This is a genomic window from Desulfosporosinus sp. FKB, from assembly GCF_002196705.1.
Classification (GTDB): Bacteria; Bacillota; Desulfitobacteriia; order Desulfitobacteriales; family Desulfitobacteriaceae; genus Desulfosporosinus.
In genome coordinates, this window is sequence record NZ_NADJ01000008.1 from 39,209 (window position 1) to 55,655 (window position 16,447).

General features: G+C 41.0%; 15 protein-coding genes. 11 read left to right on the top strand and 4 right to left on the bottom strand.

Going from position 1 to position 16,447, the window contains the following annotated elements:
• Positions 1-63 precede the first annotated feature (63 nt).
• The 7 genes from B5Y67_RS01220 (at position 64) to B5Y67_RS01250 (ending at position 9,403) form a co-directional block, all read left to right on the top strand.
• A complete protein-coding gene (locus B5Y67_RS01220) occupies positions 64-1,584 on the top strand; it encodes an ABC transporter ATP-binding protein (protein ID WP_242975769.1) in 1,521 nt (506 codons plus the stop codon).
• Positions 1,574-2,647 carry an ABC transporter permease gene (locus B5Y67_RS01225; protein ID WP_088224770.1) on the top strand — a complete coding sequence of 358 codons (1,074 nt, stop codon included), beginning with the start codon at positions 1,574-1,576 and terminating at the stop codon, positions 2,645-2,647. Before B5Y67_RS01220 ends, B5Y67_RS01225 begins: the two co-directional genes overlap by 11 nt.
• A 4-nt stretch (positions 2,648-2,651) precedes the next feature.
• Positions 2,652-3,584: an ABC transporter permease gene (locus tag B5Y67_RS01230; protein ID WP_088224771.1), complete on the top strand. Its 933-nt coding sequence runs from the start codon at positions 2,652-2,654 to the stop codon at positions 3,582-3,584.
• A gap of 161 nt (positions 3,585-3,745) precedes the next feature.
• Positions 3,746-5,506 carry an adenine deaminase gene (ade, locus tag B5Y67_RS01235; RefSeq protein ID WP_088224772.1) on the top strand — a complete coding sequence of 587 codons (1,761 nt, stop codon included), beginning with the start codon at positions 3,746-3,748 and terminating at the stop codon, positions 5,504-5,506.
• A gap of 343 nt (positions 5,507-5,849) precedes the next feature.
• The gene (locus B5Y67_RS01240) at positions 5,850-6,548 is read left to right on the top strand and encodes a response regulator transcription factor (protein WP_088224773.1); all 699 of its coding nucleotides are present in this window, start codon (positions 5,850-5,852) and stop codon (positions 6,546-6,548) included.
• A gap of 1 nt (position 6,549) precedes the next feature.
• The gene (locus B5Y67_RS01245; protein WP_088224774.1) at positions 6,550-7,944 is read left to right on the top strand and encodes a HAMP domain-containing sensor histidine kinase; all 1,395 of its coding nucleotides are present in this window, start codon (positions 6,550-6,552) and stop codon (positions 7,942-7,944) included.
• Positions 7,937-9,403, top strand: a complete 1,467-nt coding sequence (locus B5Y67_RS01250; RefSeq protein ID WP_088224775.1) for a hypothetical protein — start codon at positions 7,937-7,939, stop codon at positions 9,401-9,403. Before B5Y67_RS01245 ends, B5Y67_RS01250 begins: the two co-directional genes overlap by 8 nt.
• 451 nt (positions 9,404-9,854) lie before the next feature.
• Here the strand turns inward: B5Y67_RS01250 and B5Y67_RS01255 are convergent, their stop codons facing one another.
• The 3 genes from B5Y67_RS01255 to ablA are packed head-to-tail and all read right to left on the bottom strand — an operon-like array spanning position 9,855 to position 12,389.
• Complete coding sequence (locus B5Y67_RS01255) at positions 9,855-10,277, bottom strand: universal stress protein (RefSeq protein ID WP_088224776.1); 423 nt, start codon at positions 10,275-10,277, stop codon at positions 9,855-9,857.
• An 11-nt stretch (positions 10,278-10,288) separates the two neighbouring features.
• Complete coding sequence (gene ablB, locus B5Y67_RS01260; RefSeq protein ID WP_088224777.1) at positions 10,289-11,113, bottom strand: putative beta-lysine N-acetyltransferase; 825 nt, start codon at positions 11,111-11,113, stop codon at positions 10,289-10,291.
• Complete coding sequence (gene ablA / locus B5Y67_RS01265; RefSeq protein WP_088224778.1) at positions 11,106-12,389, bottom strand: lysine 2,3-aminomutase; 1,284 nt, start codon at positions 12,387-12,389, stop codon at positions 11,106-11,108. Before ablA ends, ablB begins: the two co-directional genes overlap by 8 nt.
• Positions 12,390-12,759: 370 nt before the next feature.
• Between ablA and B5Y67_RS01270 the strand changes: the two genes are divergently transcribed.
• The 3 genes from B5Y67_RS01270 to B5Y67_RS01280 are packed head-to-tail and all read left to right on the top strand — an operon-like array spanning position 12,760 to position 15,023.
• Positions 12,760-13,542 carry an ABC transporter substrate-binding protein gene (locus tag B5Y67_RS01270; protein ID WP_088224779.1) on the top strand — a complete coding sequence of 261 codons (783 nt, stop codon included), beginning with the start codon at positions 12,760-12,762 and terminating at the stop codon, positions 13,540-13,542.
• 55 nt (positions 13,543-13,597) lie between these two features.
• Complete coding sequence (locus B5Y67_RS01275) at positions 13,598-14,266, top strand: amino acid ABC transporter permease (RefSeq protein WP_088224780.1); 669 nt, start codon at positions 13,598-13,600, stop codon at positions 14,264-14,266.
• Positions 14,267-14,297: 31 nt separating this feature from the next.
• A complete protein-coding gene (locus tag B5Y67_RS01280; RefSeq protein WP_088224826.1) occupies positions 14,298-15,023 on the top strand; it encodes an amino acid ABC transporter ATP-binding protein in 726 nt (241 codons plus the stop codon).
• A gap of 73 nt (positions 15,024-15,096) precedes the next feature.
• Here the strand turns inward: B5Y67_RS01280 and B5Y67_RS01285 are convergent, their stop codons facing one another.
• Positions 15,097-15,282, bottom strand: a complete 186-nt coding sequence (locus B5Y67_RS01285; protein WP_088224781.1) for a protein sspF — start codon at positions 15,280-15,282, stop codon at positions 15,097-15,099.
• A 249-nt stretch (positions 15,283-15,531) separates the two neighbouring features.
• Here B5Y67_RS01285 and B5Y67_RS01290 point away from each other — a divergent pair, with 249 nt between their 5' ends.
• The gene (locus B5Y67_RS01290; protein WP_088224782.1) at positions 15,532-16,140 is read left to right on the top strand and encodes a DUF3786 domain-containing protein; all 609 of its coding nucleotides are present in this window, start codon (positions 15,532-15,534) and stop codon (positions 16,138-16,140) included.
• Positions 16,141-16,447 lie beyond the last annotated feature (307 nt).

Consider the following 16,447-nt stretch of genomic DNA (forward strand, 5'->3'; position numbering starts at 1 on the left):
GATGTTATCCGCAAACCGGCGAGTTTCTCGCCGGTTTGCGATAATGTTGAAAGGGTGAGATCGATGGGGAATACACCCATGGTGGAAATGCGCAAAATCACAAAAGAGTTTCCGGGTATCCTTGCTAATGATCAAGTTTCACTGGTCGTTAACAAAGGCGAAATTCATGCTCTCTTGGGGGAAAATGGAGCGGGGAAGAGTACGTTAATGAGCGTGCTCACTGGATTGTATCGGCCCGATGGGGGCGAAATATATATTGAAGGCAAGAAGGTTGAATTTTCTTCACCTAAGGATGCGGTCAACAAGGGTATTGGCATGGTACATCAGCATTTTAAACTTGTTCAGCCCTTCACCGTCGCTGAAAATATTATGCTCAGCATTAAAGGGCTAAAACAAATATACAACCTCAAAGAGATCGAAAGGCAAATTATTGAGCAATCGGAAGCTTTTGGGCTTTCTATTGATCCCAAGGCGAAAATCTGGCAGCTTTCGGTCGGTGAACAGCAAAGGGTGGAAATTATAAAATTACTGCTTTTGGGTGCTAAATTTTTAATTCTTGATGAGCCAACGGCCGTATTGACACCTCAAGAAGCCAAGGCCCTCTATACTACCCTGCAAAAGATGGCCGCAAGCGGAAAAGCTATTGTCATTATCTCTCACAAAATGAACGAGGTTATGGAAAACACCGATTCTATCACTGTTCTCCGAGACGGGAGATCTATTGGGACTGTTCAAACGAAAACGACAAATGAAATAGAGCTTGCCAAAATGATGGTTGGCAGAAATATTTCCTCCACAACTGGGAAGACGTTGTCTGCCAAAACTGATATACTCATGACTTTAGCAAATGTTTCAGCCTTAGGCGACAATGGTTTATTAAAATTGAAAAATATTTCAATGGATATATATAAAGGAGAAATCCTCGGCATAGCCGGTGTTGACGGCAACGGGCAGAAAGAACTGGCAGAAACGGTGGCAGGTCTGCGTTCTGCCAAACAAGGAACTATTGCTTTCTGCGGCAAGGATTGTACAAAGTCAGGGCGTAAAAAGCGAATTAACCTCGGTATTAGCTATGTACCGGAGGATCGTATGACTACCGGTCTCGTGACCGACCTTAACGCTTACGAAAATGTTGCGCTTAAAAGCTATCGCAAGTATCCGGGAGCCTTTATTTCCTGGGACAAAGTCAAACATGATTCTGAACAATTGATTGAGAAATTTGATGTTCGGTTGGCGAGTATGTCCAATCCCGTTAAAATGATGTCGGGAGGAAATATTCAGAAGCTCCTTCTGGCACGGGAAATCGATTCCAATCCTAAATTGATTATCGCTGTTTATCCCATGCGCGGTCTGGACATTGGTGCCACGGATTATGTAAGACGTTTGCTTATCGGAGAGAGTGAGAAGGGCAAGACTGTACTTCTTATCTCGGAAGACCTGGAAGACATCCTTTCCATGACAGACCGCATCATCGTTATGCACGGGGGAGAAATCATGGGTGTCGTTAAGCCGAACGAGACATCGCGTGAAGAAATCGGTCTGATGATGGCCGGCAAAAGAAAGGTAGGTCTTCATGAAGCATAAACTTTTAGGAAGTTGGGAGATAAAGAAAACAAATACAAGCTCTGGGTTAAAGAAGGTTGTCATCTCTGTAACTTCCATCATCCTGGGTTTAATCTTTGCGGGTCTTTTTGTGCTGCTTACCGGGAAAAACCCTTTGGAACTTTACACTGAGATAGTGCAATCCTCTGTAGGTTCTATCTATGGCTTAAGTGAAACCATCGTAGAAATGATTCCTCTTGCCTTGTGCTCCTTGGGGGTCTCTTTGGCTTTCCGTATGCAATTATGGAACATTGGAGCGGAAGGCCAATTTTATATGGGAGCTTTTGGGGCAACCTATTTTGCTCTCTTCTTTTCCGGTTTGCCTAAACTGGTACTTCTGCCCCTGATGTTACTCGCAGGGTTAATTTGTGGGGGACTTTGGGCTTTGATTCCTGCCCTGCCGAAGGCCTTTTGGAATGTTAATGAAACGATCAGTTCTCTTTTACTTAACTATGTGGCTTACCTTTGGATTGCCTACCTTGTATATGGCCCATGGAAGGATCCGAAAGGAAATAACTTTCCCCTGACAAAGCAGTTTTCAGATAACGGAACAATTCCTGTTTTCGGGAACACTCGCATCAGCTATGCGCTTTTTTTAATGGCTATTATTGCAGTTATTCTATTTTTTATTCTTAAGTATTCTAAATGGGGTTATGAGATACGTGTCAGTGGTTCCAGCCGCAAAGCCGCTGATTATGCAGGTATGAGCTATATTAAAAATGTCTTAATGGTTATGTTTTTGAGCGGGGCCATATCAGGAATTGCTGGGATGGCTGAGGTATCAGGCGTTCTCCACCGCTTACAGCAGACTATTTCTCCGGGCTACGGTTATACCGCCATACTTATTGCCCTGCTGGCCCGTCTGAATCCCATCAGTATCCTCCTTGTATCCTTTTTAATGGGCGGATTGCTTGTAGGAGGCTATAGTTTGCAGACCTCCGGTTTTCCCTCAAGCATGGTTTCTATGTTTCAAGGCTCGATACTATTCTTCGTACTGGCAGGCGAAATTTTTAATAATTACCGATTGGTAAGAAAGAAGGCATGATGGTATGGATCTGAATTATTTAATCGCCATCCTTGCCTCCGGCGTTGTTGCAGGCACTCCGATTTTATATGCTTCTCTTGGTGAAGTAATCACAGAGCGTGCCGGCATTTTGAATCTGGGGGTTGAAGGCATGATGCTCGTGGGGGCAGTAAGTGCTTTTTACGTGGGAACGTTTTCCCAGAATAAATGGCTGGGTTTACTGGTAGCTATCGTCGCCGGCGGACTTATGGCCCTAATTCATGCGGTAATAACCATTGTTTTTCGGGCCAATCAGGTGGCGAGCGGTTTAGCTTTGACGATTTTTGGCACAGGCTTATCGGCTTACTTAGGTCGTACGTTAGTCGGAATTCCGCCGACGTCAACGTTTAAAGCTGTTCCTCTTCCGGGTCTCTCTCAAATTCCTATCATCGGCAAAATTCTATTCAATCAGGATCTTATGGTTTACCTGAGCGTGATTCTTGTTGTTGTTCTTTGGTTTGTCTTTTATATAACAAAGGCAGGCCTTCTTCTTAGGGCAGCCGGGGAAAATCCGTCGGCTGTTGATGCCTTGGGACACAATATTTTTTTGGTTCGCTATGCTGCAGTCATAGGGGGAGGCATGTTTGCAGGCGCCGGGGGCGCTTATCTATCCTTAGCTTATTCTCCTTCTTGGGTTGAAAACATGTCGGCAGGCCGTGGCTGGATCGCCGTCGCCCTTGTTATTTTTGCCGTCTGGGATCCTGCTCGCGCTTTGTTGGGAGCCTGGCTGTTTGGGGTCATTGCTTCACTGGGGTTACATCTTCAGGCTTTAGGCGTGATGATTCCGTCCTATTTTTTGCAAATGCTTCCTTATATTTTTACGTTTATTGTTTTGGTTATTACAACGAGGGAGACGAAAACCAGGCGTTCAGGAACACCGGCTGCTCTTGGAATTCCATACTCGCGTGAGGAACGTTAGTGAACTCGTTCAACTAAAGCAGAACATCGGGGCTTCGGTGGCGAAAGTGTCCTGTGGACGCTTTCACCAAAAGCGCCTAGCCCATAACATATTTGATTTTAAGGGAGCCAACGCGAAAAAAGTTGGCTCTTACTTTGTATTCTTGCTAAGGGGGGATAGCTATGCGAACTTACGAAGATATTAAAACAGTGCTTGAAGCGGGTTTGAAAATTCAGGATTGTGATCTGAAGCTGGAAAATGTTAATCTGGTCAATGTTTATTCCTCACAGATTTATCCCACGAACATATATATTAAGGGAAAACGAATTGTATCTATTGATCCTCAAGCAAGTTTAACAGCCAAAGAGACTCTCAATTGCCAGGGGATGTATGCCATACCGGGTTTAATTGACGGACATATGCATTTTGAAACTACATTGCTCTCACCGGAGTCCCTGGCCGAAGTTCTTGTACCTCAAGGTACGACAACCCTGATGGCTGATCTTATGGAGATTGCCAATGTTGCGGGGATTGAGGGGGTCAAAGCTTTATTAAATTCGATTGCGAGTCTTCCTTATCGAACCTATATTCAGGTTTCTTCCCGAGTCCCCACAGCGCCGGGCTTAGAGACCACCGGAGGGGTTTTAGGACTGACCGAAGTCGAAGAATTGTTAAACTGGCGGGAAAGTATTAGCTTAGGCGAACTTGATCCCTCGAAGGTCCTTTTTGTCCAAGATGAATATCTGCAAAAAATCGCTGCCTCCCTAAGCCGCCGAAAGATTGTTAACGGACATGCTATTGGTCGGTCCGGACAGGAGCTCAATGCCTATGCCAGCGCGGGTATGTCTGATGACCATGAATGTGTGACGTTCCAACAGCTTTTGGAGAGAGTGCAGTTAGGGATGACGGTGATGATTCGGGAAGGAAGCACGGAACGTAATGTTGAAGAACTTATTCGCGGGGTTATTAGGCAGGGACTAAGCTCTGAACATTTAATATTCTGCACCGATGACAAGCATGTCATTGATATTCGTAACGAAGGTCATATTAACTACAATGTTAATAAAGCGATTTCGCTGGGAATGAGACCAATTCAAGCGATCCAAATGGCAACCTTGAATCCAGCAAGGCATTTCCGCTTAGAGGATGAGATCGGGAGTATTACCCCTGGAAGATTGGCGGATATACTTCTCGTCAAAGAATTGTCGGATATTACTCCCGTCAAGGTAATATATGAAGGAAACGTTGTTGCTGAGAACGGTCGGCTTGTGAAGGAAAGCAACCAGGGATGTTATCCTGAGTGGATTAAAGAGACTGTTAAACTCCAAAAACCTATTACGGAAGATTCCTTTCACATACCTGCCAAAAGGCAAGGACCGAGCACTCGGGTAAACGTGATTCGTATCTATAACGATCAAATTATTAACGAATGGGATTTTGAGGAATTACCTGTAGTTAAGGGGCAAATTGCCAATAACCCTGATCAAGATGTTTTAAAGCTTGCCATTGTTGAACGCTATGGTAAGACAGGAGGGGTTGGGATTGGTTTCGTAAAGGGGTTTCGCCTGAAGCGAGGAGCTTTAGCTACCTCCATGTCTCATGACCATCATAATATTGTCTGCGTTGGGACAAATGATAAGGATATGGCCTGTGCGGTAAACATGATTCACAAGCTGCAAGGCGGGATGGCGGCTGTTAATAATGGTGAGATTATTGGAAAGATGGAATTGCCAATTGGCGGTTTAATGAGTGAAAAACCGGCTGAAGTTGTGCTCGGAGAGCTCGAAGAGGTAAATAAGGCAGCTCGGCAATTAGGGTGTACCTTGCCCTCACCGTTTATGACCTTATGCTTTATTTCCTTACCAACAGTTCCTAAATTAGGCCTGACAGATTTTGGGCTTGTAGATGTGCTCGAACACAAATTAATCGATTTAGAACTATAATCTTAACAGCGGTCTCGAGGATTAAAGAAACTGGTTTAAGGTTAGGTTGAATTAAAGATCCTGAATTGAAAGAAAGACAAAAAGCGAGGGGGAATTCTCGTTTTTTGTCTTTCTTAATCTTTTTGTAACTTTTTTTAAGAACTTTGTAAAAAAGAAAAGGACAAGATAGTGTATTGTATTAATATCCCGATTAAGACAAGTTAAGCTCAAGAAATGAAGAAGTTCAACTGATTTCTAAGGTTTGCCCAATAACCCATAAAATGATTACCCTCGGCGGTATAACTTGGTTTACAATAAAGGGGCAGGTTTAATACTTAGAAACTCGATGAGATGGAGTGGTCTGATGAAGGAGAAGAAAACAAAAATACTGGTTGTTGAAGATGAAGAATCAATCAGGCGCTTTATAACTCTGAATTTATTTGCGGCGGGATATCATGTGGAAGAGGCAATAACCGGTGAAGAAGCTCTGTCTATACTTAAGACGTTTTTTCCTGATGTTGTCGTACTTGATCTCATGCTGCCCGGTATTAGCGGTCTGGAAGTCTGCCAACAAATTCGTCAATCCATGCCGGAAACCTTAGTTATTATGCTGACAGCCAAAGGTCAGGATACAGATAAAATCTTAGGTTTGGAACTAGGCGCGGATGATTATATGGTTAAACCATTTAATCCCTTTGAATTAATTGCCCGCATTAAAGCAGTGCTTCGGCGAAGTATGGGACCAAGAGAGACAAAACAAATCCTCAACTGTGGAGATTTGTGTTTGGATATAACTTCAAACAAATTTTTCAAGCAGCAGATTGAAATTGAGTTGACTCCGACTGAATTTGCTTTATTAAAAATATTTATGGAAAACCCAGAAAAGGCACTTAAACGAAATGAGATGCTTAATGCTGTCTGGGGAGAAGATTACTTTGGCGATACCAAAACACTGGATGTGCATATCAGGCGCTTACGGGAGAAAATTGAGGATAACCCATCACAACCTAACTATATTAAGACAGTTTGGGGTTCAGGGTATCGCTGGCAGCAGGAGTCTTAAGATGAGAGGTATAAGAGCAAGGCTTACGGCCAATTTCATGATTGTTATTATTATCACGGTCACAATTTTGGAACTGCTTCTTATTTACACTGTCCGGCGCAATTATTATGGCAGTTTAGAAGGAAGTCTCACCAATCAGATAAAAATTTCGGCTGATTTATATGCCAAATATTTTTCGGATACTTCGCTCAAGGAAAATGTTCTTTACAACGTTGATGCTTTTTGGAACCAAAGTAATGCAGAAGTGGAGATCGTTGACAAGGACGGAAACATTGTCATGGACTCACAAGGGACGATTCCTTCTGAGAAAGTTGCCTATGACGATATAAAGGATGCCCTAACAGGTAAGACGGGAAAATGGATTGGGACCCTTAGCGGTCAAAAGGTTATGGCTGTCTCTTATCCTTTAAAAGCTAAAGATCAGATCGTTGGTGCCCTGCGCTTTATCACCTCCTTAAGTGCTGTCGATGAAGATATTCAAAATACAGCCGTTATTTTTATTGCCATTGGTGTCGCAGTCGTCGTTATTGTCGGATTAATCAGTATCTTCCTGGCAAATACAATAATTGTTCCTTTGCAGGAAGTGACTGAAGCAGCTCAAGAGATGGCCGCCGGAAACTTTCAAGCCCGCAGTAAAAATACCCATCAAGATGAAATCGGCAAGCTTTCCAATACACTAAACTATATGGCTGATGAAATCGTCAAGAAAGAACAACTGAAAAATGACTTTATTTCTTCGGTGTCTCATGAACTTCGTACACCTCTAACTTCAATTATGGGCTGGGCTATAACGCTTCAAAATGAACAATTTCAGCATAAAGATATGCTCAATGACGGGCTCGGCATCATTGCTAAAGAGAGTGAACGCTTAACTCATATGGTAGAAGAACTTTTGGATTTTTCTAAGTTTATTTCCGGCAGAATTAAGCTCCAAAATGAAGAAATAAACTTAGAAAATCTTATGGAATATATTCACAAACAATTAACGCCCAGGGCAGTCCGGGAAAATGTAAATTTTAACCTCGAATATCCGGAAAATTTACCAATGATCATGTCCGATGCTAATCGTTTGAAACAGTTGTTCATTAATGTTTTAGATAATGCCTTTAATTTTACGTCTCCTGGCGGGTGGATTACCTTTCAGGCAAAGTTTCAGGAAGACGTGCTTATGATTATAATTTCTGATAATGGATGTGGAATTAGGGCGGATGAATTGCCCATGGTCAAAGAAAAATTTTACAAAGGGAAAAGCTCACACTCTAAAAATGGGATCGGTTTGTCAATATGCGAGGAGATTGTCACTTTAATTGGTGGCAAATTAGAAATTAAGAGCGTGTTAGATCAAGGAACAAATGTCACGATTACCCTGCCTAAAGGGGTGATTCTTGATGACTAGGATTGTCAGACTTTTGATCATGATGCTTATCATTTTTTTGCTTGGCGGATGTACTAAACTTTCCTGGACTACTGCGGGGAAAATTATTCCGCCAAACAGCAATGTCTGCCCTTTGGAAGGAAAATGGGTTGTGATTCAGGACTTGAGTGCCAGCAGACACGGCGGAGATAATGATCAAATATGGATTGGAGATAGTGCCCAGTTCACCCGGGGAGCAGCTATGCTCGGAAATTATGTCTGGAACCAGCCCTCTTATAAAATAAAAAAGGTCAATTCCACGGATTATTTAATGACAAAATACTTGATGCTTTCAAGTAGTTTAGTGCCGAATAATACGGTAATTGAAGTAACCACCGTATCAACTTCTGAAAACTTTTTGGGTGAATTTATCAGGGTTGATGATTTCAAGCTTATCGCCTTCGCCGAGAACAAGGTATTGCTGCTGAAAAAGGTATCGGATCAAGTGGACAGTTCCTTAGCTGCTGCCAATCCTAATGAAGCAACTATAAGTCAAAAAGGCAGGCCCGCAACGTCAGGTGTTTTGCTGGGGTTAAAAATTCCTGAAAATGATGGTCATGCCTATCAGACGCTTTGGATAGCAGCAAACAATGGAAAACTTCACCCGATATTAACGGAGAAAGATATATTTTTTCCGCGAAGCAGTGGATTTTGGTTTCTGCAAGTCCAGAATGTGTCGGACGGAGCTATAAAAGAGGATGAATTATCAGCGCGTGACGTTTCGACTAAAATTTCAGGACTTGAAACAAAAGCGATGAAGATTACTCAACATGATATTCCAGAGACGATACACCAAAAAATTATAGATTATGTTGGTAATGATTATGTAGCCATTGAAAACAAAGTTGATGGCGTCAATCAATTGCAGGTATTACCTGTTGACAAAATCTCAGCCCAAGAAGGAGTTAAGATATCTGACTTACTGGAAAATGGAGGATCTGTCGTTTATAACAATGCCAGGGATCAAGCTATTCAATCTCTAAGAAGTAAAGGAATTTTAGCGACGGATAATGATGAAAGTGAGGAGAATTTTGGGCTTACTCGTAAAAATGGACATTGGTATCTGCAGGGGAGAATTAACTATCAAGACGAGAATATCCCTCGCTATCTGGACTATAATGTCAATTTAATTCCTCCTGCCAAAATGGTTTCTTATGACACACTGTGTCTTAGCTGGCAAAATATCAAAGACCGAGTTCCTGATGCTATGGATGCATTCACTTCACCTAATCGAGATATCGCTATAATTACGACCAAAACTAAGCTCTATGTTTACGGAATTACTAATGCTGAGTTAGGCAGCGAACCTTTGACGAAAATAAATTTGAAAGAAGGGGAGGCGGTTGTTATGGCTGAATGGGCTACGGGATCTTATGTTGAAAATTGGGAGAAAGCTTTCGCGGCAAATGGTGCACAGAAGTATGATCTGACATCACCGTAACGGAGCAAAAGGGAATACTGATAAGTTGTTAACTATATAATAGAAAGGTTGACCACTATGAGTTTTGATTTTTTTCTTACAGCTTCTGTATTTTCTATTTTAGGTTATAGTTTGTGCTATATTACTATGGCTCATAATAAGGAAATCAATAAAGAATAGGGGCTCTCTAATTATCGAAGGATTGTCCACTCCCACTCGCTTGCGCGGAGCTTCGTTTCTTCCATATAATTTTTTCACGCTTCGTCTTATAACAACCTACTTTAGAAGTTTACAGTTTAACAGGATAGACAATTAAATAAAGTTAAATAAAGTAAGCAGCAATTAATTTATTAAAAAAGCAGGCCTTTATCAGTATGGTAATGATAATGCCTGCCTTTCCTATTATTTGTAAACGTTTTATTCAATTGTAAGACTCTCGCTTCTACAAGTGGGAGTGGTTATCTGAATGAGTTTACTTGACAATTAGAACGGGACATGGAGCATATTTTAAGACTGTTTGCTGGGTATTGTCCTGCAATATACTAGATAATATTCCAAAGTTTTTAATGCCCAGGACTATTAGATTGACTTTTTCTTCTTTCGCAATTGCTGGTATCAAGAGTGCTGAATTACCGGTTGCAGTTCTTTGACAAACAGAAGCAGGATTGATGTCCAGCTCCTGCAATAAGTTATTTAAAATGTCTTCCCCTTCGAGTTTTGATAAAGAGACGCACTTACCCTCAGGGCCTAGAGCGCCATAATAAAATAAGATGATCTGTTGAACATAAAGAACGGTTAACTTGGAGCCTGTGCTTCGGGCCAATTGAAAAGCATGATGCAAGGCACGTTTAGAAACTGAAGAAGTATCGACAGAGACCAGAATTTTGTTATACATAATGAATTCCCCTAGCGAACCCAAAGGTTCATATCTTCAAAAGAACCCGCGATATGGCAATTGTTTATTAAGCGGCCTTGAAATTTGTAGCCAAGCTTATGGAATACTCTGTTCATGCCGTAAGATTGAGCGCGAGCCAGGGTATAGAGAGTTAAATTACTGTAAGCTTTAAGTTCTTGTTCTAAAAGGCCAAGACATGATTCGGAGAGTGAACGTCCTCTGTATTCTTTTAGGGTGGCACAATCTGTCATTTCGCAACGATTTAGAACGTGATCAGGGTAAGTAGCTGCAACAGCAACTAAACAATTCCGGGATATGGCACCAGCAAAAATATTACCTTTTTGAATCAATGAGCGGATATATTGAGGATTGTCCACCGGCGAGGGGTAGGTAGTAAACACTCGAGTTAATAGTTCTGATATTTCTTCGGCAAAAGACTCGTCCAGTAATTTTAACTCTACCTCGGAAGGTGTTTGTGGTAATTTACTAATTGGTTTCAGTCTAATAGTATTTAGTATCTCATTTTCTAAGTGGCTGTTAGTTGAATGGCCACGAACATTATTAACATAGTAGGCAAGGCTTATACTGAATTTTTTCTCCTCACCTAAGAGACTTCCTTCTAAGCGGAAACCACCGCGTAAAAATTCCGAAACATCTCTTGGCGATGCCCATAGCCATATCTTTTCCAAGTTCTTTTTAGCAGCTAAATCAATTAGGTGCCGGCCAAATGAAGAAGGTTTAGTATTTGGAGCATAGTTATTTACAATTAGTCGACTATTCCGTTTATCGAAAATTATGCTTTTTGAAAGACTTGGCAAATTTGTCGTCTTAAGCATCTATCTCACCCCTGCAGGCTAAAGAAACTTTCTTTCGTCTTTTTAATCTCAAATTTTCTTGAGGTGTCAGGCTTATTAGTTCGCCTCTTAGTAACTTTCCAAGGCCAATTTGGCGAGAATTTGCGAGTGGACAGATATCTTCACAGTTTCCGCAACGACTTTCATTTCGTGTGGGTTCCTGATATACGGTAATGACTCCTTCATAATTTCTTAGAATGATTTTGTCGTTAGATTGAGAAATTAGATAGTTTGGCTGCAGGGGGATTTTTCCACCGCCGCCTGGGGCGTCAACAACAAAGGTAGGAACTGCGAAACCTGAAGTATGCCCTCTTAGCATTTCAATAATTTCTATACCGGTACTTACAGAGGTTCTAAAATGTTCAATACCATTAGATAAATCGCATTGGTAAAGATAGTAAGGCCTTACCCTGTTTTTCACAAGTTCATGGACCAGTTTCTTCATAATAGCAGGACAATCGTTAATGCCTTTAAGTAAGACCGATTGGTTTCCAAGCGGTATACCGGCATTGGCTAACTTGCTCAAGGCGCTGCATGCTTCAGTAGTAAGTTCTTTAGGATGATTGAAATGAGTGTTAATCCAGATGGGGTGGTATTTCTGTAATACCTCAATAAGGTGATCGGTAATTCGCATGGGAAGAACAACAGGCGTTCTTGTGCCAATACGAATAATTTCTACGTGCGGGATGGAACGCAGATTAGAAAGGATAAATTCTATACGTTCATCGGAAAGCGTGAAAGGGTCTCCGCCAGATATTAATACATCTCGTATTTGTGGGTTGGAGCGAATATACTCAACAGCGAGTTTGAAACGATTCAGGGGCAAGGCATGATCAGTTTGACCAGCCATTCTCCTTCTAGTGCAATGACGGCAATACATGGAGCATTGATCTGTTACAAGAAGCAGAACACGGTCAGGATAGCGGTGTGTAAGCCCGGGTACTGGTGAATCAGCCTCTTCATGAAGAGGATCGGTTAAATCGCAAGGAGATTTTTGTAATTCATGAACTGTGGGAATCGACTGTTTTTTAATCGGACATTCCGGGTCCTGAAAATCTATTAAGGAAAAATAGTAGGGTGTTATTGCCATACGGAAATTCTTCAAGCAACGTCTAATGTGCTCAATTTCCTCGGGGAGCAGAGATATATAATTCAGTAATTCCTCGTGTGTTGTAATTCTATTGGACATCTGCCAATGCCAATCATTCCATTGTTCCTGACTGATATTGGGAAATAACAGTTCTTTCTTCAATGCCATTCCTCCTTAGAAATTTTTTTACCGTAGGATTTAAAAACATAAGCAGATAATTTTATGAAAGAAGGAAAATATATTCCAACAAACAACTCTTTATATAATACTAAGTTGTCAGAACCCAAAAGTCAACCTTTTTTAAATTGAAAGAGCTCACTTAAGGTGGGGGTTATACGCATAAAGAAGGAAAGCGGAATTGACCTTTCTCTTAAAAATATGATATAGTTTTAGTATAAACAACTTAATACATAAAATAAAGTTGTCGGTTAAAAAATTGTATGATACTTAGTGGGGAATATGGGGGTGATTTTTTTCATTTCTAAATAATTTGAATATTTAGTTAGGTCAAATAAGTTTGAGGAGGAAGAAATTTATTATGAAGAAAATTAATATACTTTTCCTTGTAATTCTTGTGTTACTCATTGTAACCGGCTGCAGTTCTACCAAAACCAATAGTGCTGCGGCGACAACATTAGACCAAATTAAAGAGGAGGGAGCCTTGACTTTCGCCATGAGCGGACAATACCCTCCGTTTAACTATTATAATGAGCAAAATCAACTTACGGGATTTGATGTGGAAATAGGTGAGGAAATAGCAAAAAGAATCGGTGTGAAGTCTGCTCCCATCGCTGTTGAATGGGATGGGATTATTGCCGGGTTAGAAGCCAAAAAATTTGATATGATCCTGGGAAGTATGGCGATCACAGATGAGAGACTGAAGAAAGTAAATTTTAGCGATCCCTATTATCGTTCGGGAGCACAGGTTATTGTTCCCACAAATTCAAATATCACTGGTAGAGCGGATCTTAATGGGAAAACTGTAGGAGTTGTATTAGGCACAACTTATGAAACTAAAGCTCGAGATTTAGGCGCGACGGTCAAGACATACAAAGGCGACCCGGATGCCTTTAGGGATATGTTTAATGGCAGGTTGGATGCAGTAATAACAGATAAGATTGTTGGCCTTAATGCTATCAAAAAAAATAAATATCCCTTTAAGCTGGCAGGGAATTTGTTGTATGAAGAAAAAATGGGAATTGCCATTCGCAAAGATAGTCCGAAATTACTTGAGTCAGTAAATAATGCCTTGGCTAAAATGATGGAAGATGGTACTTATAAAAAAATTAGTGAAAAATATTTTGATGCGGATATTCGTTAATAAGAGGATAAGAGGGGTGAAGTTAAGACCGTAGATTGATTGGAGGTAACATTCATTGAATCTTGATTTTACAATTATTTTTAAATATATGCCCTATCTTATGAAGGCGGCAGGTTTGACTATTGAGCTCGCAGTGTTGGGGATTGCTCTAGGTATTCTTTTGGGTTTACTGGCAGCTCTTTTAAAGATATCCCATACCCCACTTCGGTTCATTGCAAACTTTTATATTTGGCTTATTCGGGGAACTCCTTTGCTTGTTCAGCTTTTTCTTATTTACTACGGTCTACCACAGTTTGGCGTTAAGCTGAGTGCTTTTGCATCGTCTATCCTTGGTCTGGGAATTAACAGTGGTGGGTATCTTGCCGAGGTATTTCGGGGAGGAATTGAAGCCATTCCCGTTGGACAAACGGAGGCGTCTTTATCCCTTGGGATGGGGAAATTTTTGGCAATGCGCAGAATTATTCTGCCCCAAGCATTGCGAATTGCCTTACCTGCTTTAGGCAATCAATTTATCATTAGCTTAAAAGATTCATCGCTTTGTTCTGTAATTACAATGTCTGAGCTTCTGCAGACATCTCAGCGTTTTGCTAGTGTGACCTTTGCTTCGACGGAATTCTATACGACTGCAGCAGCTTTCTATTTAATAATGACAACCGTAATTTCCGTCGTTTTGCGCAGTATGGAATGGCGATTAGCTGTTGAAAATCGTACAAGGGGGTATTAATTTGGAATTGGCCTATGCACCGGAAAAATCAATTATCGATGTTCATGGTTTAATCAAAGAGTTTGGCAAAGCTCGTGTTCTTAACGGTATTGATACGTCAGTATCGGCAGGTGAGGTTGTAGTGCTTATCGGGGCAAGTGGCTCTGGCAAAAGCACGTTTCTTCGTTGTTTAAATGGATTGGAGTCTATTACTTCAGGAGAAATTTTAATCTCTAGTGTGCCGGTGGAGAAGAAATCAAAAAATCTTCTGGATATTCGACGCCAAGTTGGAATGGTCTTTCAACAATTCAACCTATTTCCGCATTTGACGGCATTACAAAATATTATTGAAGCCCCTATTCATGTACTTCATCAAAAAAAAGAGGAGGCGGTTCAAATTGCCACAGACCTGCTCACCAAAGTAGGCCTTTCGGATAAACGGGATTATTACCCGAGCTCACTTTCGGGCGGGCAATGTCAAAGAGTGGCAATTGCCAGAGCGCTTGCCATGCATCCCAAAATAATGCTCTTTGATGAGCCGACATCTGCTCTTGATCCTGAATTGGTCGGAGAAGTTCTCACCGTCATGAAACAATTAGCTGAAGACGGGATGACTATGATTGTCGTGACTCATGAAATGAGTTTTGCTCGTGAAGTGTCTGACAGAGTAATATTTATCGATGGTGGTCGTATTGTTGAAGAAGGAACGCCATTTGAAATTTTCGCCGGACCGCAAGAGAAACGAACCAAGGCATTTCTGCGAAGAATCAGTAATTAATTCCATTCGAAAATAGAAGAGCCGGGCAAATGCCCGGCTCTTAACCAAGGGATTCATTAAATTACTTGATTTTTTATGACATTCTGTTCCCTGGAATGTTACGCTCGGCTAACTCAATAGCCATTTTCACCATATTTCCACAGTCCCTTGAAGAAACTCCTCCAAAACCTTCTTGATGAAGGGTCCCAGCAAATCCTAACTCTTGAGCAATTTGCTCTTTCAACTCGTTTGACATAATACTGCTGCGTCGTCTTGACATGTGGAATCCTCCCTTCAAATGGTGGTTTCTTGCAATATACTGTTTCTGATGAAAGCATTGTTAGTATATGATTATAAGGCAAAGCTATGTATTAAAAAATTTACTTCAGTTCAATAATTTGGAATTTAAACTGCTTTTAGAGCTATTCCTTCTTTGATTTAGGCAGAACTTATATTTCGTTGGCTTTCAAATGGAAAAAAGATATAATATGAGAAAAAAATAACAGCAGACGGAAAGAAGGAGAGGAGTATGGTTAATTATACGGCAGCTCAGGAGTTAGCGCTGGAAAAGTTTGGAGCAAATTCTTTAGAAGTTATATCCCACTATTCAAAGTATCCTCTTGTGGGTAATACCCTTTCCATTGATTTTTTGGGCGGTCAATATATCCTGGATTATCCCAGCGGTATTTTTAAAACTGCTAATTCCTTCGAAAAGGAACTATCTCTACCAACGCAAATATTAATCCTTCATTACTTGGCAAATATCGCTGAGGTTGAAGAGACTGGAAAATTAATATCATTTAAAGAATTACCCGGAGGAAGCATCTATATCCAGCCCTTTACCCATCGGGCCATTGATCCATTGGTCAGATTCTTTGGGGATAAGCCGGATAAACTAAAAGAAGTGGTCAGTCATTTAGGGGGATATGCTAATAGCCTCGGAGATGTGGGAGTGACCATCAGGGCTTTTCCGCGCGTACCGGTTACATTGATACTATGGAGAGGGGATGATGAATTTCCAGCTTCGGGGAATATTCTATTTGATTCTTCAGCATCTTTAATGCTGCCAACTGAAGACTATGCCGTTCTTGCCAGTGCTATTGTTGCCAGGCTAAAAGGGTTAAGCTCTATGATTTAGATAAGCCACTATCTTATGAGACCTATTCTGGGAATTAAAGAAATTGGTATTTATAAAACTTTGTTCGGCAAGAACAAAGTTTTATTTTTTTTATGTTTATATCTGAAGAGGTTCCAAGCGACTTCGGGGCTGAATAGGTTTTCCTAACCGGGGTGAACTCTATCCCCACCGAAGCAATGTATGGGAACCACTTCCACTTATATAAGCGGGAGTCTTATGATTTGATAAGTCTAATTTTTAACAGTTTCGCTGATAATATTCGCAGAGGAAATAGCCATAATGGTTTTGCATGAATCCATTCCTTATG

What these genes read in the sequence shown, in the direction of transcription:
- B5Y67_RS01220 (WP_242975769.1), top strand. Translation starts at nt 64, where the DNA reads ATGGGGAATACACCCATGGTGGAAATGCGCAAAATCACAAAAGAGTTT.
- B5Y67_RS01225 (WP_088224770.1), top strand. Translation starts at nt 1,574, where the DNA reads ATGAAGCATAAACTTTTAGGAAGTTGGGAGATAAAGAAAACAAATACA.
- B5Y67_RS01230 (WP_088224771.1), top strand. Translation starts at nt 2,652, where the DNA reads ATGGATCTGAATTATTTAATCGCCATCCTTGCCTCCGGCGTTGTTGCA.
- ade (WP_088224772.1), top strand. Translation starts at nt 3,746, where the DNA reads ATGCGAACTTACGAAGATATTAAAACAGTGCTTGAAGCGGGTTTGAAA.
- B5Y67_RS01240 (WP_088224773.1), top strand. Translation starts at nt 5,850, where the DNA reads ATGAAGGAGAAGAAAACAAAAATACTGGTTGTTGAAGATGAAGAATCA.
- B5Y67_RS01245 (WP_088224774.1), top strand. Translation starts at nt 6,550, where the DNA reads ATGAGAGGTATAAGAGCAAGGCTTACGGCCAATTTCATGATTGTTATT.
- B5Y67_RS01250 (WP_088224775.1), top strand. Translation starts at nt 7,937, where the DNA reads ATGACTAGGATTGTCAGACTTTTGATCATGATGCTTATCATTTTTTTG.
- B5Y67_RS01255 (WP_088224776.1), bottom strand. Translation starts at nt 10,277, where the DNA reads ATGTATAACAAAATTCTGGTCTCTGTCGATACTTCTTCAGTTTCTAAA.
- ablB (WP_088224777.1), bottom strand. Translation starts at nt 11,113, where the DNA reads ATGCTTAAGACGACAAATTTGCCAAGTCTTTCAAAAAGCATAATTTTC.
- ablA (WP_088224778.1), bottom strand. Translation starts at nt 12,389, where the DNA reads ATGGCATTGAAGAAAGAACTGTTATTTCCCAATATCAGTCAGGAACAA.
- B5Y67_RS01270 (WP_088224779.1), top strand. Translation starts at nt 12,760, where the DNA reads ATGAAGAAAATTAATATACTTTTCCTTGTAATTCTTGTGTTACTCATT.
- B5Y67_RS01285 (WP_088224781.1), bottom strand. Translation starts at nt 15,282, where the DNA reads ATGTCAAGACGACGCAGCAGTATTATGTCAAACGAGTTGAAAGAGCAA.
- B5Y67_RS01290 (WP_088224782.1), top strand. Translation starts at nt 15,532, where the DNA reads ATGGTTAATTATACGGCAGCTCAGGAGTTAGCGCTGGAAAAGTTTGGA.